General features: G+C 70.7%; 20 protein-coding genes. 12 read left to right on the top strand and 8 right to left on the bottom strand.

Going from position 1 to position 20,550, the window contains the following annotated elements:
* Positions 1-12: 12 nt before the first annotated feature.
* The 5 genes from ABC304_RS17050 to ABC304_RS17030 all read left to right on the top strand — a co-directional run bounded on the left by ABC304_RS17050 (position 13) and on the right by ABC304_RS17030 (position 4,602).
* Positions 13-1,359, top strand: coding sequence for a class I SAM-dependent RNA methyltransferase (locus ABC304_RS17050; RefSeq protein WP_412932609.1), 1,347 nt, complete (start codon positions 13-15; stop codon positions 1,357-1,359).
* Positions 1,356-2,012, top strand: coding sequence for a response regulator (locus tag ABC304_RS17045; protein WP_412932607.1), 657 nt, complete (start codon positions 1,356-1,358; stop codon positions 2,010-2,012). Before ABC304_RS17050 ends, ABC304_RS17045 begins: the two co-directional genes overlap by 4 nt.
* The gene (locus tag ABC304_RS17040; RefSeq protein WP_412932605.1) at positions 2,002-3,255 is read left to right on the top strand and encodes a sensor histidine kinase; all 1,254 of its coding nucleotides are present in this window, start codon (positions 2,002-2,004) and stop codon (positions 3,253-3,255) included. The genes ABC304_RS17045 and ABC304_RS17040 overlap by 11 nt, the downstream gene beginning before the upstream one ends.
* Positions 3,252-4,301: a hypothetical protein gene (locus tag ABC304_RS17035; RefSeq protein WP_412932603.1), complete on the top strand. Its 1,050-nt coding sequence runs from the start codon at positions 3,252-3,254 to the stop codon at positions 4,299-4,301. Before ABC304_RS17040 ends, ABC304_RS17035 begins: the two co-directional genes overlap by 4 nt.
* 97 nt (positions 4,302-4,398) lie before the next feature.
* A complete protein-coding gene (locus ABC304_RS17030; protein ID WP_412932601.1) occupies positions 4,399-4,602 on the top strand; it encodes a hypothetical protein in 204 nt (67 codons plus the stop codon).
* A gap of 365 nt (positions 4,603-4,967) precedes the next feature.
* Here ABC304_RS17030 and ABC304_RS17025 read toward each other — a convergent pair whose 3' ends face one another.
* Positions 4,968-5,222 carry an acyl-CoA carboxylase subunit epsilon gene (locus ABC304_RS17025; protein WP_412932599.1) on the bottom strand — a complete coding sequence of 85 codons (255 nt, stop codon included), beginning with the start codon at positions 5,220-5,222 and terminating at the stop codon, positions 4,968-4,970.
* On the bottom strand, positions 5,219-6,808 hold the full coding sequence (locus ABC304_RS17020) for an acyl-CoA carboxylase subunit beta (RefSeq protein WP_412932598.1): 1,590 nt from the start codon (positions 6,806-6,808) through the stop codon (positions 5,219-5,221). Before ABC304_RS17020 ends, ABC304_RS17025 begins: the two co-directional genes overlap by 4 nt.
* A gap of 123 nt (positions 6,809-6,931) precedes the next feature.
* Here ABC304_RS17020 and ABC304_RS17015 point away from each other — a divergent pair, with 123 nt between their 5' ends.
* The 7 genes from ABC304_RS17015 (at position 6,932) to ABC304_RS16985 (ending at position 14,931) form a co-directional block, all read left to right on the top strand.
* Positions 6,932-7,726, top strand: a complete 795-nt coding sequence (locus ABC304_RS17015) for a biotin--[acetyl-CoA-carboxylase] ligase (RefSeq protein WP_412932597.1) — start codon at positions 6,932-6,934, stop codon at positions 7,724-7,726.
* Positions 7,727-7,817: 91 nt separating this feature from the next.
* Positions 7,818-8,378 (top strand): PH domain-containing protein, encoded by a 561-nt coding sequence (locus ABC304_RS17010; protein ID WP_412932595.1) that lies wholly within the window; start codon positions 7,818-7,820, stop codon positions 8,376-8,378.
* A gap of 100 nt (positions 8,379-8,478) precedes the next feature.
* Positions 8,479-9,615, top strand: a complete 1,137-nt coding sequence (locus tag ABC304_RS17005) for a 5-(carboxyamino)imidazole ribonucleotide synthase (RefSeq protein ID WP_412932593.1) — start codon at positions 8,479-8,481, stop codon at positions 9,613-9,615.
* Positions 9,616-9,771: 156 nt separating this feature from the next.
* Complete coding sequence (gene purE, locus ABC304_RS17000; protein WP_412932991.1) at positions 9,772-10,239, top strand: 5-(carboxyamino)imidazole ribonucleotide mutase; 468 nt, start codon at positions 9,772-9,774, stop codon at positions 10,237-10,239.
* Entirely contained in the window at positions 10,236-11,720 is a 1,485-nt protein-coding gene (locus ABC304_RS16995) for an LCP family protein (RefSeq protein WP_412932591.1), read from the top strand. The genes purE and ABC304_RS16995 overlap by 4 nt, the downstream gene beginning before the upstream one ends.
* Positions 11,721-11,723: 3 nt before the next feature.
* Entirely contained in the window at positions 11,724-12,848 is a 1,125-nt protein-coding gene (locus tag ABC304_RS16990) for a glycosyltransferase (RefSeq protein ID WP_412932589.1), read from the top strand.
* A gap of 133 nt (positions 12,849-12,981) precedes the next feature.
* Positions 12,982-14,931, top strand: a complete 1,950-nt coding sequence (locus tag ABC304_RS16985; protein ID WP_412932587.1) for a cell wall-binding repeat-containing protein — start codon at positions 12,982-12,984, stop codon at positions 14,929-14,931.
* Positions 14,932-14,965: 34 nt separating this feature from the next.
* Here the strand turns inward: ABC304_RS16985 and ABC304_RS16980 are convergent, their stop codons facing one another.
* The 6 genes from ABC304_RS16980 to ABC304_RS16955 all read right to left on the bottom strand — a co-directional run bounded on the left by ABC304_RS16980 (position 14,966) and on the right by ABC304_RS16955 (position 20,519).
* Positions 14,966-15,949 (bottom strand): hypothetical protein, encoded by a 984-nt coding sequence (locus tag ABC304_RS16980; protein WP_412932585.1) that lies wholly within the window; start codon positions 15,947-15,949, stop codon positions 14,966-14,968.
* Entirely contained in the window at positions 15,936-17,015 is a 1,080-nt protein-coding gene (locus ABC304_RS16975; RefSeq protein ID WP_412932584.1) for a glycosyltransferase family 2 protein, read from the bottom strand. Before ABC304_RS16975 ends, ABC304_RS16980 begins: the two co-directional genes overlap by 14 nt.
* A complete protein-coding gene (locus ABC304_RS16970) occupies positions 17,008-17,754 on the bottom strand; it encodes an ABC transporter ATP-binding protein (RefSeq protein ID WP_412932582.1) in 747 nt (248 codons plus the stop codon). Before ABC304_RS16970 ends, ABC304_RS16975 begins: the two co-directional genes overlap by 8 nt.
* Positions 17,738-18,604: an ABC transporter permease gene (locus ABC304_RS16965; RefSeq protein WP_412932580.1), complete on the bottom strand. Its 867-nt coding sequence runs from the start codon at positions 18,602-18,604 to the stop codon at positions 17,738-17,740. Before ABC304_RS16965 ends, ABC304_RS16970 begins: the two co-directional genes overlap by 17 nt.
* Before the next feature lie 87 nt (positions 18,605-18,691).
* On the bottom strand, positions 18,692-19,603 hold the full coding sequence (locus ABC304_RS16960) for a glycosyltransferase (protein WP_412932578.1): 912 nt from the start codon (positions 19,601-19,603) through the stop codon (positions 18,692-18,694).
* A 49-nt stretch (positions 19,604-19,652) separates the two neighbouring features.
* Entirely contained in the window at positions 19,653-20,519 is an 867-nt protein-coding gene (locus tag ABC304_RS16955) for a glycosyltransferase (RefSeq protein ID WP_412932576.1), read from the bottom strand.
* Positions 20,520-20,550 lie beyond the last annotated feature (31 nt).

Raw genomic sequence — 20,550 nt, 5'->3', positions numbered from 1 at the left:
ATGCTCGGACCCGTGGACAGCGGAGACGTTCTTGACCTCGACATCACCGATGTCGCCCACGGCGGCGTCTTCATCGCCCGGCTGCCGGTAGGGGACGCCGACCAGGGGCGCGGCCGCGTCGTGTTCGTGCCGGACGCGATCCCGGGGGAGCGCATCCGTGCACGCCTGACGGACGTGGGCAAGGCGTCATTCTGGCGCGCCGAGGCCCTCGAGGTCCTGGATGCCTCGCCCCACCGTCGCGCGCACGTGTGGCGTCAGGCCGACATCGGCGTTCCGCCGGAGGATCGCCCGGGGGGTGCGGACTTCGGACACATCGCGCTCGATCACCAGCGGACGCTGAAGCTCGAGGTGCTGCAGGACGCACTCACCCGCATCGGCCGGGTGGACGTGCCCGCGACGATGGAGGGGGCCCTGCCGGTCGTCGACGCCGAGGGTGCCGTCGTGGCTCAGGAGTCTCCAGATGCCACGCGGTGGCGGACCCGCGTCAGCCTGCACGTCGACGCCGACGGGCGCATCGGACCGTACGCCGCCCGCAGCCACCGGGTGGTGCCCGTCGAGGACCAGCCGCTGGCCACCGCGGCCATCGAGGAGGCCGCGCGGCACATCTCCGGCACCCGGGGTCGCATCGACTTCGTGCAGCCCGCCGACGGCAGGGTGCGCACCGTCGCCCGCCCCGACTCCGACCGTCCGGTGCGCGGACGTCGGCGTCCCACCGCGCGTCCCGCGGACGAGCGCTCAGCGCGCGAGGTCGTCATCGAGCGGGTGGGCGACCGCGAGTTCCGCGTCGACGCGGCCGGCTTCTGGCAGGTGCACCGCCTGTCGGCGTCCTCCCTCACCCGCGCCGTGACGGACGCGCTCGCCGGCACCGTCGACGGCGATGCCGCACACCTGGACCTCTACGGCGGCGTCGGCATGCTCGCCGCCGCGATCGGGGATGCCGGCGGCCCGGGAACCCGGGTCACATCGGTCGAGTCCGACGCCCGGGCCACGGAGCACGCCGGCGAGAACCTGGCCGACTGGGTCGGCGCCCGCGCCGAGACCGCCCGCGTGGACCGCTACCTCCAGCGACTCCTCGCGGACGCGTCGGCGGCGGAGCGCTCGCGTCTGACGCGCGGAGTGGTCGTGCTCGACCCGCCGCGGGCGGGTGCGGGAGCGGATGTCGTCGAGGCGATCGCCGAGCTCGACCCGGCCCGCATCGTCTACGTCGCCTGCGACCCGGTCGCGCTGGCCCGCGACCTCGCGACGTTCGCCGACCGGGGGTACGTCGTGGACGGAGCCGTGCGCGCCATCGACCTCTTCCCGCACTCGCACCATGTCGAGGCGGTCGCCGCCCTCACGCCCTCTAGGCTGGCCCGATGACACGGGTGGCGCTGATCGACGACCACGAGTCCGTGCGGCTCGGGCTCGAGGCCGCATGCGCACGATCGGGCAACGACGTCGTCTTCTCCGGCGCCGGTGTGGCGGAGTACGTCGAGTGGCGCGAGTCCACGCGGTCCCGCCCCGCCGACGTCGTGGTGCTGGACCTCACCCTCGGCGACGGCTCCACCGTCACCGAGAACGTCAGCCGCCTTGTGGCCGAGGGATCGAGCGTCATCATCCACTCCATCGCCGACCGCCCCGCCGCGGTGCGCGAAGCGATCGCCGCGGGGGCGGCGGGCGTGGTGAGCAAGTCCTCGCCCATCGGCGATGTCGCCGCGGCCATCCGCACGGTGGCGCAGGGCGAGCTGCTCGACAACGTCGAGTGGGCCAGCGCCGTCGAGGGCGACCGGGAGTTCGCGGACGCCCAGCTGTCGGCACGCGAACGGGAGGTGCTCCGGCTGTACGCCGCCGGGCTTCCGCTGAAGGTGGTCGCCGATCGGCTCGGCGTCGCGTACTCCACCGCCAAGGAGAACATCACCCGCGTCCGGCTGAAGTACGTCGAGGTCGGCCGCCCGGCTCCGACGAAGGTCGACCTGCTGCGCCGCGCCATGGAGGACGGCATCGTGTCGCCGGAGGACAGCAGTGGCGGCTGACACCGACCGCGCCGTCCTCGACGAGGCCTGGGGGCACATCTCCCAGACCCGCGACACCACCGTGGGGCTCGGGTCGTTCACCCGGCAGCGCATCGAGCGCATCATCGGCTACGCCGCCGCGCTCGGCTCCACGATCCTGGGCGGGCAAGCCGTCGCCGGAGTCTTCAGCAGTGCGGAAGAGCAGCCTGAGTGGAAGCTTCCCCTCCTCCTGCTGACGTTCCTGCCCTTGGCTGCGATGATCGCCGCCTGCCTCTTCGGCCGGTTCGTGCGCACGGCGGCAGGAGTCTTCGCTGTCGCCTACGTCATCGCCCTGGTTCTCTGGCCGCTGGCGGCCGCCGGCTCCATGCCGACGCCGGGCACGGTTCCCTGGATCTACCTCTTCGTCAACATCTCGACGCTCGCCGCGGTCCTCGCATTCCCGCTGGCCCTCCAGCTCGCATGGACCATCGCGATCCCGCTGCTCTGGGGCCTCGTCCGCCTGATCCAGGTCGACTTCGACAGCGCCTTCACGGTGGACCTGGCGCTCGATGTCTCCTTCACGCTGATGCTCGGTGGCGTGCTGATGGCGCTCGGGTGGGTGTTCCGCTCACTCGCGTCGAACGTCGACGGCACGCGGGCTCGCGCGGTCGACGCCTACGCGGATGCCGCGGCCTCCGCCGCCTCCGAGCAGGAGCGGTTCGCGGTCGCCGCGCTCATGCACGACAGCGTGCTGGCGGCGCTCATCGCCGTCGAGCGCGCGACGACGCCGCGAGAGCGGACGCTGGCCGCGGCGATGTCGCGCGAGGCGCTCACCCGCCTCGCCAACGCCGAGCAGGACTCCGGCGAGGGCAGCGATGCTCCGCGTCCGATCGACTCGGTCGCGGACGACATCGAGCGGGAGGCAAGCGAGCTCGGCGTGCGCCTCGCGGTCGCACGCTCCATCGCCCCGGCGGCGCCGCCCATCCCGGGACGCGTGGCGCGCGCCCTCGCGCTCGCGGCCACCCAGGGCGTCGCCAACGCCGTCCAGCACGCGGGGGGGCGCGGACTCTCCGTCTCGGTGTCGGCGACGGACACGCCCGCGGTGGTGCGCATCGCCGTCCGCGACACCGGCGCCGGTTTCGACTTCGCAAAGGTGCCCGACGACCGCCTCGGCATCCGCGCGTCCATCATCGCCCGCGTAGCCGCGATCGGCGGGTCGACGGACATCGTCTCCGACGCATCCGGCACCACCATCACGCTCGAGTGGGGACATCCGGAGCAATGAGAAGCGTCCGTTCCGTCCTCGTCGGCCTGGGTGTCGCCTTCATCGCCTACTTCGCCCTGCGCGCCCTGTGGTGGGTGGGCGCCCCCACGCCGCCGAACTCGCTCGCCCTCGCCGCCCTGACTCTCTTCCTCGCCACCGCGCTTCTCTGCCTGCTGTGGAGGGCTCCGACGGCCACAATGGCCGAGGAGACGGAGACGGAGACGGAGGCCGGGAGCGGCGGCGACGCTCTACATCCGTGGGCGTGCGCGCTGGCGCTCGCGACGGCGGCCATCCTGCCGACGGCGATGGCCTTCGCCGTCGGACCGGACGAGCGCCTCGCGTCGTACTACACGTGGATCCTTGGTGGCGTCGGCGCCATCATGACCATCGTGATGTCGCGGCGTCGCCCCTGGGTCGCCTGGACCGGCATGATCATCCTGACTGTGGGAGTCATGGCGTGGATGGGGCCCGTTCAGCCGTGGTTGAAGGGGCTGATCGGGTCGTACATCTGGGTGGTCGTCGCGCAGCTCATGGTCCTCTCCCTCGACCGCGCCGCGCGTGACACCCGTCGCCTGACGACGCTGCAGCGCGCCACCTCCGGATGGCAGGCCTCCCAGACCGTGCGACAGCGCGAGCGACGGGTGCAGGTGCAGCGGGCGCTCGCCGTCGCCGGTCCCGTGCTGACCGAGGCGGTCGCGTCGGGCGGTCACCTCAGCGAGGAGGAGCGGCTGGAGGCGCGCATCGCCGAGGGACGCCTCCGTGACGAGCTGCGCGGCCCCCGCCTGCTCGACGACGCGGTGCGCGACGGCATCGACGCGGCACGCCGACGGGGCGCGACGGTCACGGTGCTCGACGAAGGCGGACTGGACGATGCTCCGGAGGCGTCCCTCGAGCTCATCCGCCGCGAGCTCGCCGAGACGCTGCGCACATCGAGGTCGGATCGCGTCATCATCCGGACCTCGCCGCACGAGAGCATCGCGGTCACGGTCGTGGGCCGCTCCGCCGACGGCGGGTCCGAGGACGTCGAGCTGTGGCAGGAGATCATGCACCCCGTCCCGGGGGCCTGACGACCGCCAGCGCGTGCGGCGGTCGTCGAGCGACGGCATGGCGACGAAGGGCGCCCGCTCTGCGTCGCCCTCGACCGAGGATCGCTAGGTTTCCGTCATGGAGACACGACCGCAGATGAGCCAGGGCCGCTACCTCGTCTACCTCACGTACGGGCTGGTGCTGTCCGTGGTCATGGTGGGGGTCGGGGTCTGGGGCGTCGGCTGGAGCAATGAGCCCGTGCTGGGCTGGGTCATGCTCGTGGCCGGCATCGCCATCACGGCGCTGTCGATCGTGCAGCTGCGTCACGCCCGCGCCCGCTGACAGGGGCGGCGCCGCACGGCCTCTCGTACAGGAGGGCCGCGATGCGCACCCGCACGTCACGACGGCGGCGCACTCCGCGATGACGACCGCGGCGCGCGCTCCGTGAAGACGCGCGCGCTGACCGATCTCGTCCGCGAGACGTCAGCGGAGTGGGAGGAGGCGAGGGGCGGCGAAGCCGCCCGCCCCTCGCCTAGCGAACGGTTACCCGAAAACCGTTCGCACTGGCCGAGCCCGGGCCCGACTACCCTGCAGTCGAGCGGACCGGCCGAACGCCAGAGGCGTTCCAGCTCCATAAGTATGTGTCGACGCCTGAGGGTGCGTCTGTAGGTATTTTGGGGGACACCGCCGCCAACGACGGCGACGCGTCACCAGCCGCTGCGAGCCCATCCGACGTCGCGTCGCAGCGGGGCGCGGAGCCCGCGCTGTGAGGCCCTCCAAGCGTCTCCCGATGCGGCGTCCGACGCCGTCGCCGCGGCAGCCTCCATCGCGTAGGCCTCGCTCACGACCGCCACGAGTGCGGCGAGCTCCTCCGGCGACGGACTGCCGCGCCGGACGTCGATCGACAGCGGCACGATCGCGTCCGCTGTGGCCGCAGCATCCGATCCCTCGTCCTCGATCACAGCGGGATGTTCCCGTGCTTCTTCGGCGGCAGGCTCGCACGCTTGCCGCGGAGGGCGCGCAGGGCCTTGGCGATTGAGACGCGCGTCTGCGCGGGCTCGATGATGCCGTCCAGCTCGCCGCGCTCGGCCGCGAGGAACGGCGAGGCGACGTCGTAGGTGTACTGGTTCGCCAGGCGCGTGCGGACGGCCGCGACGTCCTCGCCGGCCTCCTCGGCCTTCCGGATCTCGCCGCGGTAGAGGATGTTCACCGCGCCCTGACCGCCCATGACGGCGATCTCGGCAGTCGGCCACGCGAGGTTGATGTCGGCGCCGAGCTGCTTGGAGCCCATCACGATGTACGCGCCGCCGTACGCCTTGCGCAGGATGACCGTGACCAGGGGCACCGTCGCCTCGGCGTAGGCGTAGAGCAGCTTGGCGCCGCGACGGATGACGCCCTCCCACTCCTGGTCGGTGCCCGGCAGGTAGCCCGGCACGTCGACGAGGGTGAGGATCGGCACCGAGAACGCGTCGCAGAACCGCACGAAGCGGCTGGCCTTCTCGCCCGCCTGGATGTTGAGCGTGCCGGCCATCTGCGACGGCTGATTCGCGATGATGCCGACCGTGCGGCCCTCGACGCGGCCGAAGCCGATGACGATGTTCGGCGCGAAGAGAGGCTGCACCTCGAGGAAGTCGCCCTGGTCGACGATGTGCGAGATGACCGTGTGGATGTCGTACGGCTGGTTCGGCGAATCCGGGATCAGCGTGTTCAGCGTGCGGTCGGCGTCGGTCGTCTCGAACTCGAATGCCGACTCGTAGACCGGGAGCTCGGCCATGTTGTTGTCGGGGAGGAAGCCGACGAGGGTGCGTGCGTAGTCGAGCGCGTCCTCCTCGTCCTCCGCGAGGTAGTGCGCGACGCCGGAGCGGGTGTTGTGCGTGTAGGCGCCGCCCAGCTCCTCCATGCCGACGTCCTCGCCGGTGACCGTCTTGATGACGTCGGGGCCGGTGACGAACATCTGGCTGGTCTTGTCGACCATGATCACGAAGTCGGTGAGGGCGGGGGAGTAGACGGCCCCACCGGCGGCGGGTCCCATGATGATCGAGATCTGCGGGATGACGCCGGACGCCTGCGTGTTCAGGCGGAAGATCTCGCCGTACTTGCCGAGCGCGACCACACCCTCCTGGATGCGGGCTCCGCCGGAGTCGAGGATGCCGATGCAGGGCATCCCGCCGCGGAGGGCGAACTCCATGACCTTGATGATCTTGTCGCCGGCGACCTCGCCGAGCGAGCCGCCGAAGGTCGAGAAGTCCTGCGAGTAGACCGCCACCGTGCGCCCGTGGATGGTGCCGACGCCCGTGACCACCGAGTCGCCGTAGGGGCGGGAGCGGTCCATGCCGAAGGCGGTGGTGCGGTGGCGCACGTACTCGTCGAGCTCGACGAAGCTGCCGGGGTCGACGAGCTGGACGATGCGCTCGCGCGCCGTTCCCTTGCCCTTCGCGTGCTGCTTGGCCTGAGCGCTCTCCTCGGCGCGCACGACGGCGTCGGCGTAGCGCTCCCTGAGGTCGGCGATCTTTCCGGCGGTGGTGAAGAGGTCGGGCTGATCGGTCACGGATTCCACCCTAGCGAGCAGGCCCGCGGGCCGGTTGGAGAGTGCGTACAAGGGGCCGCGACATCCACTGTGGAATGTGTTCATCGGATGCCGCGTCCAACGGTCTCGCCATAGGGTGTGGGCATGCCGATCCCCTCCGAGGGGTACCCCCTCGCAGCCGCCGTCAGCCCCCGCGTCCAGGTCACCGAGCGCACCGACTCCACCAACGCCGACGTGGTCGCAGCCGTCACCGCCGACGCCGACGCGTGGCCGCACCTCTCGCTGCTGCTGACCCGGGACCAGCGTGCCGGCCGGGGGCGCCTGGACCGCAGCTGGACCGCTCCGCCCGAGACCGCGCTCGCCGTCTCGGTCGCGGTGCGGGTTGATGCGCTGCCGGTCGCCGCCCGGGGGTGGATCCCGCTGATCGCCGGTGCGGCGATGACGCGCGCGGTCGCCGCCCAGCTGCGCGGCACCAGCCACTCCGCCGGCCTGAAATGGCCGAACGACGTGCTGCTGGACGGCGCGAAGGTCAGCGGCATCCTGGCCGAGGCCGTCAACGCGCACCCCGACATCGTCGTCATCGGCTCCGGCGTGAACACGACGATGACGGCCGTCGACCTGCCGGTCGAGACGGCGACCTCCTTCGCCGCCGTCGGGCTGGACGTCGACGAGGACCGCCTGCTGGCGGACTACCTCCGCGCCCTCGACGAGCAGCTCTCGGCTCTCGCCTCCGCGGGAGGGGATGCCGCGGCATCCGGAGTCCATGCGGAGATCTCGACGCTCTGTACCACCGTCGGGTCCGATGTGCGGGTCGCTCTGCCGGACGGCTCGTCGCTGGAGGGACGCGCCGTGCGCATCGACGGCGACGGGCGCCTCGTGGTCGACGTGGACGGAGACGAGACGGCGGTCGCCGCGGGCGACGTCGTCCACGTTCGCTGACACCGGCCGCTTCACGACGGTTCGCATCGTTCCGTGGCGTTCCGTGGCGTGGGGGACGGGTCTGCTCGACGCCCGGGCCCATGATGGAGGGGTGACTCAGCCGACGCCGTATGCGGGGCGTCCACAGATGCCCGCGCCGGGAGCGCCGACCCCGGAGCTGCGCATCGCGCGCTTCCGCCGTCATGCCCGGCGACTGGTCTGGTGCGCGATCGTCCTGATCGCCGTGGCGGGCGCGGTCGGCTACTTCCTCGGCAACCTCCCCGCCCCGTTCGAGGACTGGATGCTGCTGGCTGCGGCGGGCCTCGTCGTGCTGCTGCTGGTCGTGCTGCCGTTCCTGTCCTGGGCAGGGCACACCTTCACCGTGACGACCCGCAGGGTCATCGAGCGCTCGGGGATCTTCGGGCGCCATTCGCGCGAGCTGTCCCATGTGCGGGGCTACAGCATCCAGGAGCGCCGCGGTCTCGGCCAGCGTCTGTGGGGCGCGGGCACCCTCACCCTTTCGAACGGCGTCGACGTGCCGATGCGCCTCACCGACATCCCCAGCGTGCAGCTGGTGCACGAGGTGCTGGCCGACCAGGTCGAGGTCAACCAGATCCTGGCGCACCGCGATTCGCAGGCGTATCCCGGTCCGCCGCCCCCGCTGCCCTCCTGAGTCGTCGGCCTCCGATCCGCACCGGCTCCGCGCCGTCGCCGGTGCGTCGCGCGCAGAGCGGGCGTTGCGGGAGGATGGGGGAGTCGGAAGGAACCTCACCATGACCCTGCGTATCGGAGTCGTCGGAGGCGGGCAGCTCGCCCGCATGATGATCGCCCCCGCCGTCGAGCTCGGCGTCGACCTGCGCGTGCTCGCCGAGGACGAGGGGATGTCGGCCGCTCTGGCGGCCACGGCCGTCGGTGACTATCGCGACGCGGGCGTCGTGCTCGCCTTCGCGCGCGACGTCGACGTGATCACGTTCGACCACGAGCACGTGCCGCAGGACGTGCTGACCGCGCTCGTCGACGCCGGGGTCGCGGTGCGTCCCGGCCCGTCGGCGCTGCGCCACGCGCAGGACAAGATCGTCATGCGCACCCGCCTGGCGGAGCTCGGGATGCCGCAGCCGGACTGGGCGGCCGTGTCCGGCACCGCTCAGCTGCAGCGGTTCCTCGACGATCACGGCGGTCGCGCGGTCGTCAAGACGCCGCGCGGCGGCTACGACGGCAAGGGCGTCCGCGTCGTGTCGGCGGCGACCGAGGCCGACGACTGGTTCGCGGCGCTCGCCGAGGATGCGCACGGCGGGGAGCTGCTCGTGGAGGAGCTCGTCGACTTCCGCCGCGAGCTGGCGCAGCAGGTCGCCCGGCGGCCGTCCGGTCAGGTGCGCACGTACCCGGTCGTCGAGACGGTGCAGCGCGACGGCGTGTGCGCCGAGGTCATCGCACCCGCCCCTCGCGCCGGGGAGCGGCTGACCGAGGTGACCGCCGCGCTCGGTGTCGCGATCGCCGAAGGCCTGGGAGTCGAGGGGATGCTGGCGGTCGAGCTCTTCGAGACGACCGACGACCGCGTGCTGGTGAACGAGCTGGCGATGCGTCCGCACAACAGCGGCCACTGGTCGCAGGACGGCGCGGTCACCGGCCAGTTCGAGCAGCACCTGCGCGCGGTCCTCGACCTGCCGCTGGGCGACACGACGCCGCGGGCGCCGTGGTCGGCGATGGTGAACATCCTCGGCGGACCGACGTCCGGATCTCTGGAGGACCGCTTCGCCGCCGCGATGGACGACTGCCCCGAGGTGAAGATCCACACCTACGGCAAGGCGCCGCGCCCGGGTCGCAAGGTGGGGCACGTCAACGCGACGGGCGATGACCTCGACGACGTCGTCTACCGCGCCCGCGCCGCCGCGTCGTTCTTCCAGGACTGAGCCGGCGCGCGAAACGCCGCCGGCGGCCCGGAACGGCTGAGCGGGTGCGTGCCGTTGCGGGGTTCTTCCAGCGACCCGGCTTAGCCTTGCCGGGTGACTGCGCCCGAGAACGATCAGCCGCTGCACGCCTCCGACTCGCCTTCGGTCGGCGTGGTGATGGGCTCCGATTCCGACTGGCGCGTCATGAGCGATGCCTCGCAGGTGCTCACGGACTTCGGCATCCCGCACGAGGTGGAGGTCGTCTCCGCGCATCGCACGCCCGACAAGCTGATCCGGTACGGTCGCGAGGCCCGGGGCCGCGGCATCCGCACCGTCATCGCCGGCGCCGGCGGGGCCGCTCACCTCCCCGGGATGCTCGCGTCCGTCACGGCCCTCCCCGTCATCGGCGTGCCCGTGCAGCTCGCGACGCTCGACGGTCTGGATTCGCTGCTCAGTATCGTGCAGATGCCCGCCGGCATCCCGGTCGCGACCGTCTCCATCAACGGCGCGAAGAACGCCGGCCTCCTCGCCGTGCGGATCCTCGCAGCCTCCGACCCCGCCCTCGCCGACCGGGTGGAGGCGTACGCCGCCGACCTCGAGGCGCAGGTCGAGCAGAAGAACGCCCGCCTCAAGGAGTCCCTGTGAGCGTCACCCACCCGCCGCTGACGTCCGCGCCGCGCGTGGCCGCCACGTCCTCCTCGTTCCTCGAAGAGCGTCCCCTGCGCTATCCCGACGCGTCCTCGCGCGCCGTCATGACGCGCCGCGGGTGGTGGCTGATCCTCCTCAACTTCCTGCTCCCGGGTTCGGCCCAGGTGCTCGCCGGCAATCGGCGGCTCGGCCGCTTCGGTCTCGGCGCGACGCTCGCGATGTGGGTCATCCTCATCCTCGGCGGCGTCACGATGATGCTCTGGCCGGCGGTCGGCGTCAGCGTCGCGGTCGGCGCGTGGATCCCCGACTGGCTCGCCTGGTTCCGCTGGCTGCCGCTCACGATCGTGCAGGCGGCGCTGATCGGCTACGCGGTGCTGTGGGGCTTCCTCACGATCGACACCCTCCGCCTCGTCCGTCTCGTCCGCACGGGATCGCTCGCCCGCTTCGGCATCGCCGTCGTCTCGGTGCTGCTGCTCGTCGGCGCCTCCAGCGGAGCGGCATACGCCGCGAGTGTGGCCGGCGCCGTGCGCGACTCGTTCGCCGACCTCTTCGGCGCATCCGCCCCCGTGGTGCCGCCGTCGGACGGCTACTACAACATCCTCATGCTGGGCGCCGACAGCGGCGAGGGCCGCGACTCGATGCGCTACGACAGCATCTCCGTCGTCTCCATCAACGCGGACACGGGCGCGGTGACCATCACGGGCATCCCGCGCGACATGCCGGGCTTCCCCTTCGCCCCCGGTCCGATGCAGGACCAGTACCCCGACGGACACAAGGGTCACGCGGACGCCCGCTGCGGGTGGGGCAGCGGAATCAACCAGCTGCGCACCGAGGTCGAGGTCTGCCAGGACGGCACCAAGCTCTACCCCGACGCGGTGGCCAACGGCTCGACGCCCGCGGTCGAGGCGACCAAGGACGCCGCAGAAGGCATCCTCGGCATCCAGATCCCGTATTACGTCTTCATCGACATGCACGGCTTCGCGGCGCTCGTCGATGCGCTCGGCGGCGTCGACGTCACCGTCGAGCAGCGTCTTCCCGAAGGCGGTGGTCCCGCCTACCCCGGCCAGTCGGCCGAGGAGTGGGCGTCGGGGTGGATCGAGCCCGGGGCGCAGCACATGGACGGCGACACCGCCCAGTGGTACGCGCGATCGCGCTACACGACCGACGACTTCGACCGCATGAAGCGCCAGCGTCAGCTGCAGCAGGCGATCCTTGCGCAGTTCACGCCGCAGAACGTCCTCGCGCGCTTCCAGGATGTCGCGGCCGCCGGCACCGCCATCGTCGAGACCGACCTGCCCCAGGGGCTGATCGCGCCGACGCTCGTCGACCTCGCTCTCAAGGCGAAGTCGCAGCCCGTCACGACGGTCGAGCTGAGCCCGCCGCTGGTGGACGAGTACGAGCCGGACTTCGCGTTCATCCAGCAGTACATGCAGCAGACGCTGCACCCCCCGACACCGACGCCCGCTCCGGGGGGCTGACGCGTGGTGGCGACACTGCGCGTGGTGCTCGACCAGGTCGCCGCGCCCACCGAGCCGACGCTCGCCGAGGCCTCCCGCGAGCTCACGCGAGCCCTCGTATCGGCTGCGCCCGCAGGCTGCGAGGTCGCGGGCATCGTGCCGTCGAGTCCCGATCGGGATGCCGCGGCCACCGCCGTGCCCGGACTCGCCTCCGTCCGCACGCTGTCACTCCCGCGCCGCGAGCTGGTCGGCGCCTGGCAGCTCGGGGTGGCCTCCGGCGTCGGCGGGGGCATGATCCACTCGCCGTCGCTCCTCGCGCCGCTGGTCAAGCACGACCGCGTGCACGACAACGACCAGACCGTCGTGACGCTGTGGGATCTGCGTGCCTGGGAGGCGCCGTCGGAGCTCCCGCGCGGGCTGGTCGCCTGGCACCGCGGGATGCTGAAGCGCGCCGTCAAGCACGCGGACGCCGTCGTGGTCCCGACGCACGCGGCCGCGCACAGGCTGGCGGAGGCGGCGCCGCTCGGCGACCGCATCCGGGTCATCGCGGGGGCCGCGCCGTCGGGCTTCGCGGTGCCGACCGACGAGGTGGGCCGCCGGCGGCACCTCGGCCTGCCCGACGGCTACGTCCTCGTGTCGGGCGGAGCCGCGGCATCCGATGCCCTCGACGTGGCGTTCCGCGCGGTCGCCCGCGCGGGAATGGACCTGCCCGTCGTCGTGATCGACGCTCGGGACGGCGAGGAACCGGCTCTGCGCGAGCTCGCCTCGGCGGCCGGTGTCCCGGAGCGTCAGGTGCACGTGCGCGGCGCGCTCGAACCGGCGGACCGCGGGGCCGTGTTCGGCGGAGCGCTGGCGCTTCTGGCGCCGTCGCGGCGCACCGCGTTCCCGTGGCGGGTGCTCGAGGCGTTCGCCGTCGGGGTGCCGGTCATCGCGGCCGATTCCCCAGTACTCCGGGAGATCGTCGTCGACGGCGGCGTGCTCGCGGGCGGCGGAGACGACGACGCCGACGCACTCGGCGCGGCGCTGGCGGACACCCTCGGCTCAGCGGCGAGTGTCGAGAAGCAGTGCGTGCTGGCCGCGGACCGGGGACGCGCCTTCTCGTGGCGGGAAGCCGCCGACCGGGTCTGGCAGCTGCACGCCGACCTCTGAGCGCACGGGGGCGCCGGCGTGGCGGGTGCCGTCCGTCCCCGCTGGTAATCTTCGATCAGTCAGCGGCTCCTCTCACGGCGTCATCGTCGTACCCCCTCGGTCGAACCGCACGGCGAAAACTGGGGAGATTACCATGCGCGCGTCCCGTCGCTTCACCGTCGCCGTCTCGATGCTGACCGCAGCGGGGCTCGTGCTCATCTCCGGACCTGCGTCCGCCACGATGACGCCCGCCGCGTTGACGGTCTCGGCGGCCGTTTCAGCCAACGTGTCGCGGGTGGCGGGTGCGGATCGGTTCGAGACGTCGGCGAAGGTGAGTGCGGCGGCGTTCGCGCCGGGTGTGCCGGTGGCGTATGTCGCGACCGGTTACAACTTCCCGGATGCGTTGTCTGCTGCGGCGGCGGCGGGGAAGCAGGGGGGGCCGGTGCTGTTGACGGCGCCGGGTTCTCTTCCGGGGTCGGTGCGTGCCGAGTTGACGCGGTTGAAGCCGGGCAAGATCGTGGTGCTCGGTCAGGCTGATGCGGTGTCGGAGGGTGTTCGGTCGCAGTTGGCGTCGCTGACCTCGGGGTCGGTGTCGCGGGTGGCGGGTGCGGATCGGTTCGAGACGTCGGCGAAGGTGAGTGCGGCGGCGTTCGCGCCGGGTGTGCCGGTGGCGTATGTCGCGACCGGTTACAACTTCCCGGATGCGTTGTCTGCTGCGGCGGCGGCGGAGAAGCAGGGGGGGCCGGTGCTGTTGACGGCGCCGGGTTCTCTTCCGGGGTCGGTGCGTGCCGAGTTGACGCGGTTGAAGCCGGGCAAGATCGTGGTGCTCGGTCAGGCTGATGCGGTGTCGGAGGGTGTTCGGTCGCAGTTGGCGTCGCTGACCTCGGGGTCGGTGTCGCGGGTGGCGGGTGCGGATCGGTTCGAGACGTCGGCGAAGGTGAGTGCGGCGGCGTTCGCGCCGGGTGTGCCGGTGGCGTATGTCGCGACCGGTTACAACTTCCCGGATGCGTTGTCTGCTGCGGCGGCGGCGGGGAAGCAGGGGGGGCCGGTGCTGTTGACGGCGCCGGGTTCTCTTCCGGGGTCGGTGCGTGCCGAGTTGACGCGGTTGAAGCCGGGCAAGATCGTGGTGCTCGGTCAGGCCGACGCGGTCTCCGACAGCATCCGTATTCAGCTCGCGGTGTACGGCGCCGCTCCCGCAGCCGACGACGGCGACGGTCACTTCACGATTGCCACGTACCCGGACACGCAGCAGGAGGTGCTCCCGGGCAAGGGAGACCTGTTCGCCCAACGGTCGCGCTGGCTCGTGTCGCACCGCAGCGCACTCGATCTCAGATTCGTCATCCACACCGGCGACGTCGTGAACTGGGACACCGCCGCGCACGAGCAGTACCAGATCGCCCGCGACGCGATGCAGCCGCTCAACGACGCAGGCATTCCCTATCAGCTCAGCATCGGCAATCACGACACCCAGGCCACCGGCCCCGGGGGAGCCGCCCGCGACGAGTCCAATACCGCGAAGCTCCAGCGGGACACCCGGACGTTCAACGCCTACTTCCAGGCGGATGACTACAGCGCTCTCGCGGGGCAGTTCGAAGCGGGAAAGGTCGACAACACCTACTCGACTTTCACAGCGGAGAACTCGAAGTGGCTCGTCATGAATCTCGAGCTCTGGCCCAGGGTCGAGGTCGTGAACTGGGCGGCGAAGATCATCGCGGCGAACCCGACGAGCAACGTGATCATTCAGACGCACTCCTTCTTCGACGCCGTGGGCAACATCTCCGGTGCCGGACAGTCTCAGACGTTCTGGCAGTACGGCAACACCTCGCCGCAGTACATGTACGACAAGCTGGTCGCGCCGTACGGCAACGTCAAGATGGTCACGAGCGGACACATCGGCACGGCCACGTCGAAGGTCATCACGACCGCCGCGGGCAACAAGGTCGCCTTCGTCCTGCAGGCCATCCACTCCAACACGGACAACCCGGTACGACTCTCGGACATCGACGTCGACGCCGGAACGATCGACACCCAGGTCTACGCGCCCTCGGACGGCGTGACGTGGGACGTCAACATCCTGAGCGGACTGAGCTTCCTGCGCGGCTGAGCCCGGTGCAACCGCGCCTCGGTCTTCACCGCGCTCAGCGCGCGGAAGCCGCCTGCGCGACGATCTTCGCGATGTCCTCAGCGGAATAGGTGGCGGCGATCTGCTGATCGTTGCCGCCGCCGGTGAGGTTGTCGTACCAGAGCGCCACCTCCTGCGTCTCGTCGATCAGCGGGAAGGTGCGGCTCACGCCGTCGACCAGCCGGATGGGCACTCCGTGACGGACGGCGGTGTGGTGGATCCACACGTCGTCGGCCGCCGCCGCCGTCTCACGGAAGTCGCGCCCACGCTTCTGCAGGATCCTCAGGAAGGCGGGGGAGTGGATGATGCCGGAGACCGCGGTGGGGAAGGTGAGGAACGACGGCTCCGCGCGTTCGCTGAACTCCCACGTCGCGTAGGGCGCGAGCTCCTCGCCGGTCACCTCGATCTCTCGGGCCCGATAGCAGACGACCTGGTCGGGCGTGCGCTCGTGCTCCGACACGAGCCGCTCCAGCCACCACCGGGGGTAGATCGTGTCGTCGTCGGCGGTCACCAGCGGATGCGCGATCGCGTCGGTGCTCTCCAGATACGGGTAGTACTTGGTGTGCGGGCCGAAGTTCTCCGCGAGACGGATCTCGAGGCCCCGTCGGCGCAGGCGCCGCAGGGCGGCCGGCGGCCGGGCGAAGGTCTCGGGCTCGTCGAGCCAGAGGATCAGGCGCGACGGCCGAAGGCTGCCGCGCGCGATCGACTCGATGGCGAGATGGCTCCAGGCGGTGCGCATGCCGTAGGTCGTCAGCGACACCACCGGTCCTGTGCCGCCGCCGACGCGTGAGAGCAGCACCCGGTTCAGGACCGTCAGACGCAGCGGACCGGGGAGATCGACGCGGGATGCTGCGGTTCGGGCTTTCCGGTACGCCCCGCGCACGCGATCCCGTCCACGGCCGACGATGCGACGGACGCCCATCACGCGAACGGGGTCGGAGTGGTGCGAGCGACCGGAGCGGTGCGGGAGGCCGCGGCATCCGTCGTCATCGGTCTCCATCCTTCCGACGGCGCAGTCCGCGCACCCACTGCTTGCGGCGCCACACGAAGCCGCGGATGCGCGCATCCATGGTGCGGTCGAGGTGGTAGCGGAGCTCGCCGATCGTGGCCTCGAGCGCGTCGATGCGGGCGTCCGCCTGCTCCCGGCTGATGCGCTGCTCCTCGGCGACGCTGTCGAGTCCCTCGCGCACGGTGCGGTGGATGGACTGCACGGCGTCGGAGATCTCGCCGCGGATCTTGCGATGCCGCTTCTCGGTCACCCGGGACAGGTAGAGGGGGAGTCCGGTGCCGTACTGGTCGACGAAGGCGCGGAGCGCCTCGTCGCGGTGGCGGCCGTCGGCGATCCAGTGGTCGCGCGGGGCGGCGAACACGCTGTTGCCGAGCACCCCGCGCTCCTCCAGCCGCTGGTTCCAGTACGCCAGGACCCGGTCGCTGGCATACGGCACCGGGCCGAGCTGGAGGATCTGCAGGTTGAACGCCCAGTCGGCCGCCGCGGGGAGGCTCGCGTCGTACAGCCCGAGCCGATCGTGCAGGGATCGGCGGTAGAGGAAGGAGATGGGCACGAAGCGGTTGAAGTCGAGGAGGTCCGACAGGAGCACCTCGGGATTGTGCTCCTCCAGCAGGTAGCCGCCCGTGCGGACGGCCGTCTCGCCCTCCCACCGCTCATGCACGACCTCGGTGCGCACGAGCGCGGCGTGGTCATCGGGGTGCGCCTGCAGGTAGGCGACGGTCTCGGAGAGGAAATCCGGATGCCAGGAGTCGTCGTCATCGTGCAGGGTCAGCAGCGGTGCTGTGCTGGCCGTGACCCCGGCGTTCGCGGCAGGCCACCGGCCGGTGGCCGACGGATTGTGGATGACGGACGTACGGTCGCGGAAAGCGGCCGGCTGCGCGGCGAGGACCCGTTCGACGGCCTCCGGGTCGCCGCCGTCGTTGACGATGACCACCTCGTAGTCGCCGAAGGTCTGCGCGGAGATGCTGCCGAGGGCCCGCGACAGGAAGAGCGGGCGGTCCTTGGTCCGGACGACGACGGCGACGAGGGGCGCGGAGGTCGCCGCATCGTCACCCACGGCGCAGCACCTCGACGCCGTCGGCGCTCGGGCCGTCGAAGACGACCTTGCCCTGGCGCAGCACGATCGCCCGGTCGCAGAGGTTGGACACCATGTCGAGGTCGTGGCTCACCACGACGAGCGTCTTGTTCTGCGCGTGAAGCTCGCGGATGCGTGCGAGGCACTTCTTCTGGAACGGCTCGTCGCCGACGGAGAGGATCTCGTCGATGAGGAGGATGTCGACCTCGGTGTGGATCGCGACCGAGAAGGCGAGCCGCAGGAACATACCCGAGGAGTAGTGCTTCACCTCGGTGTCGATGAACTGCTCGATCTCGCTGAAGGCGACGATGTCGTCGAAGCGGTCGGCGCTCTCCTTGCGGCTCATGCCGAGGATCGCCGCGTTCAGGTAGATGTTCTCGCGGCCGGAGAGGTCGGGATGGAAGCCGGCTCCGACCTCGATGAGGCCCGCGACACGGCCGCGGGTCAGCACCTTGCCGCGGTCGGCGGTCAGGACGCCGGAGATCATCTTGAGCATCGTGGACTTGCCGGAGCCGTTGAGCCCGAGCAGGGCGACCGCCTCGCCCTCGCCGATGGTGAACGAGACCCCGTCGAGCGCGTGGAAGTCGGTGGTCAGCGGCTTGCGGCGGACAGCGGCGAGCGCGGTCTCCTTGATGGAGTGCGTGTGACGTAGCTTGAAGTCCTTGTGGACGTCGTCCGCGAGGATGCGCGGCAGCGTGTCACGGTCAGAGGTCCTGGGCAAAGCGCCCCTCCAAGCGACGGAAGACGGCCTGGCCGATGAAGAGGATGACCAGCGAGACGACGAGACCGATGCCGGCGAACGCCCAGAGGTTCGGGATGGTCTGGCCACCCGTGGGGTTCAGCGGCATCCACAGACCGTAGTGGAAGAGCTCCACGGCGGCGGTCAGCGGGTTGAGTCGGTAGAGCGTGAAGAGGAAGCCCGGCACCTTCTCGGCCACCATCTCCCACTGGTACATGACGGGGGAGGCCCACACCGCGCACATCGTGATGATCTCGACGAACGACTGCGCGTCGCGGAAGGTGACGTTGATCGCGCCGAAGAGGAGCCCGAGCCCGGTGGCGAGCACCGCGATGATGAGCAGCGACAGCAGGATCGCGGCGATGCTGAGCACCGACGGCGTCCACCCGAAGAACAGGGCGATGACGATCACCACGAGGATCTGAGGGACGGCGTTCACCGCCGCGATGAACATGCTCGAGACGGGGAACATCTCGCGCGGCAGGTAGATCTTCTTGATGAGGGCCGCGTTGTCCACCAACGAGCGGGTGCCGTTGGAGAAGGCCTCGTTGAAGAACGTGATGATCGTGATGCCGGCCAGGAGGTAGATCGGGAAGAACTCGACCCGCTGGTTCATGCCCAGGAAGTAGCCGATCGCGACGTAGAACACCACGAACTGCACGAGCGGCTTGACGTAGGACCACATCCAGCCGAGGACCGATCCGCGGTAGCGGATCTGCACCTCCTTGCGGACGATCAGCGACAGGAGGTACCGACGGCCGAAGACGTCGAAGAGCCCTCGGCTGTGGCCGGGCTCGTGAAGCACATCGGCTTCGCTCGACGCAGTGCGCATGGAACCCCTTCGGGCGCTGTCCTGTCCGCCCCGATCAGGGCAGAACTACTGTAGGTCTCTCGGTGCGGGTATCCGGGTCACGGCGCACTAGGCGGTGACGGCGGTCCTCGTGACGGATTCGGGCTTCGGGTCGAATCGGATGGCGGCGAACAGGCGGCCGGTGATGCGCCGGCGCAGACGCCACGCCACGCGGCCGCGGTGCATCAGGATCTGCGCGCGCACGAAGAACCGCACGTAGGACAGCACCGACTCGTGATGCAGGTGGTACGAGCCCTCGTTGCGGGCGCCGTACGCGAACTTCCAGATGTTCTGGTCGTCGATCTTGGAGAAGTCGCCCGAGAGGTTGTTCGGGGTGTCGTGCATCACCTTGCTGTCGAGGATGCAGACGCCCGGACCGATGCCGTTGCCGGCCATGCGGGCGTAGGCGGCGTCATCGAACCAGATGAAGTACTCCCGCAGCGGCAGACCGATGCGCTCGACGGTCTCGCGGGTGTAGAGCGCGGAGACGAAGGAGCAGGTCTGCACGAGCACGGCCCGCTGGCCGAGCGCCCACAGCCGGGCCCACTTCCAGTCGGGAGCGGCGATGTTCATCTCGGCGAGCTCGTCGTGATCGAAGTAGACCAGCGAGCACGCGAAGGGCACTCCGCCGGGCATCGCCGCGTTCGCGGCCGCGTGACCGCGGACCAGTTCGTCGAGCGCCGCCGGCTCGGGGTAGCAGTCATCGTCCATCAGCCAGAACAGGTCGGCGCCGAGGTCGTAGGCGCGCTTCATGCCGGTGGCGAAGCCGCCCGCGCCGCCGGTGTTGTCCTCGAGGCGCGTGACGTCGAGGGTCGGGTCGATCTCGGCGGCCAGGAACTCCTTGGTGCCGTCCGTCGAGGCGTTGTCGACCACGACGATCCACTCGGGCGGTGTCGTCTGCGCGCGCAGACGGGACAGGACCGTCTTCAGCTTTTCGAGACGATTGAAGGTGACGACGACCGCGGCGACGCGCTGTGACACGAGACGGACCTCTTTCGGGGCGGGGGAGCTGACGAAGGGCGACGGTTCCTCAGGAACGACGTCGACCGATCCGGAGGCGGCTGGTGACGCGGTGGACGGCCCGGCGCACGGTCTGCTGCAGGGAGTAGTGGCGCGCCGTCTCCTCGATGTACTTGGAAAGGTACAGGAGGCCGCCGATGCCGTTCTTGTCGATGTACTCCTGGAGGAGCCGGTCGCGGACCATGCGGTCGAACTGCATGTGGTCGAGGCTCTCCCCGAAGACGCTGTTCGAGCTCGCGCCGGTGGCGTGCGGGCGCTGATGCCAGTAGGCCAGCGGCTCGTCGCCGACGAAGATCACCCGTCCGTGACGGACGAGACGGAGGTTGAACTCCCAGTCGCCGACGGCCTTCAGTGCGGGGTCGTAGAACCCGATCTCGTCGTACACGCGCCGACGGACGAGGAGGGCGATCGGCACGACGCGATTGGTCTGAAGGAGGTCGTACATCGAGACCATCTCGCCCGGCGGCACGAAGGGGGCGCGGCCGATCTCGACCTGCGTGTCGCCGACGATCTTCTCGAACACGATCTCCGTGCGGCCGGCGGCACCGACCGCCTCCGGGTCCTCGTCGAGCGCGCGGGTCATCACCGCGAGGAAGTCGCGGTCCCACGTGTCGTCGTCGTCGTGCACGACGACGAACTCGCCGTGGGCCTGCTGCGCGCCGATGTTGGCCGCGGCCTCCATCGAGCCGGAGCCGCCCTCGACGTGGATGACCTCGACGCGGCCCGCCATGGCGGCGCGGCGCGCGGAGACCAGCTCGTCGACGGGGGCGACGCGGCCGCCGTCGTTGACGATGATCAGTCGCCAGTCGGTGAGGGACTGCGCCAGCACGTCATCGAGGGCCCGTCGCAGCAGCTGCGGACGGTCCTTCGTTCGCATGACGATGCTCACTCGTTCGCGGGGTTCAGAC

The organism is Microbacterium jepli, assembly GCF_047237905.1.
Lineage (GTDB): Bacteria > Actinomycetota > Actinomycetes > Actinomycetales > Microbacteriaceae > Microbacterium.
Note: the sequence above shows the minus strand (reverse complement) of the source record. Positions and strands in the feature narration are given on the sequence as shown.

What these genes read in the sequence shown, in the direction of transcription:
- ABC304_RS17045 (WP_412932607.1), top strand. Translation starts at nt 1,356, where the DNA reads ATGACACGGGTGGCGCTGATCGACGACCACGAGTCCGTGCGGCTCGGG.
- ABC304_RS17035 (WP_412932603.1), top strand. Translation starts at nt 3,252, where the DNA reads ATGAGAAGCGTCCGTTCCGTCCTCGTCGGCCTGGGTGTCGCCTTCATC.
- ABC304_RS17030 (WP_412932601.1), top strand. Translation starts at nt 4,399, where the DNA reads ATGGAGACACGACCGCAGATGAGCCAGGGCCGCTACCTCGTCTACCTC.
- ABC304_RS17015 (WP_412932597.1), top strand. Translation starts at nt 6,932, where the DNA reads ATGCCGATCCCCTCCGAGGGGTACCCCCTCGCAGCCGCCGTCAGCCCC.
- ABC304_RS17005 (WP_412932593.1), top strand. Translation starts at nt 8,479, where the DNA reads ATGACCCTGCGTATCGGAGTCGTCGGAGGCGGGCAGCTCGCCCGCATG.
- purE (WP_412932991.1), top strand. Translation starts at nt 9,772, where the DNA reads ATGGGCTCCGATTCCGACTGGCGCGTCATGAGCGATGCCTCGCAGGTG.
- ABC304_RS16985 (WP_412932587.1), top strand. Translation starts at nt 12,982, where the DNA reads ATGCGCGCGTCCCGTCGCTTCACCGTCGCCGTCTCGATGCTGACCGCA.
- ABC304_RS16980 (WP_412932585.1), bottom strand. Translation starts at nt 15,949, where the DNA reads ATGGAGACCGATGACGACGGATGCCGCGGCCTCCCGCACCGCTCCGGT.
- ABC304_RS16965 (WP_412932580.1), bottom strand. Translation starts at nt 18,604, where the DNA reads ATGCGCACTGCGTCGAGCGAAGCCGATGTGCTTCACGAGCCCGGCCAC.
- ABC304_RS16955 (WP_412932576.1), bottom strand. Translation starts at nt 20,519, where the DNA reads ATGCGAACGAAGGACCGTCCGCAGCTGCTGCGACGGGCCCTCGATGAC.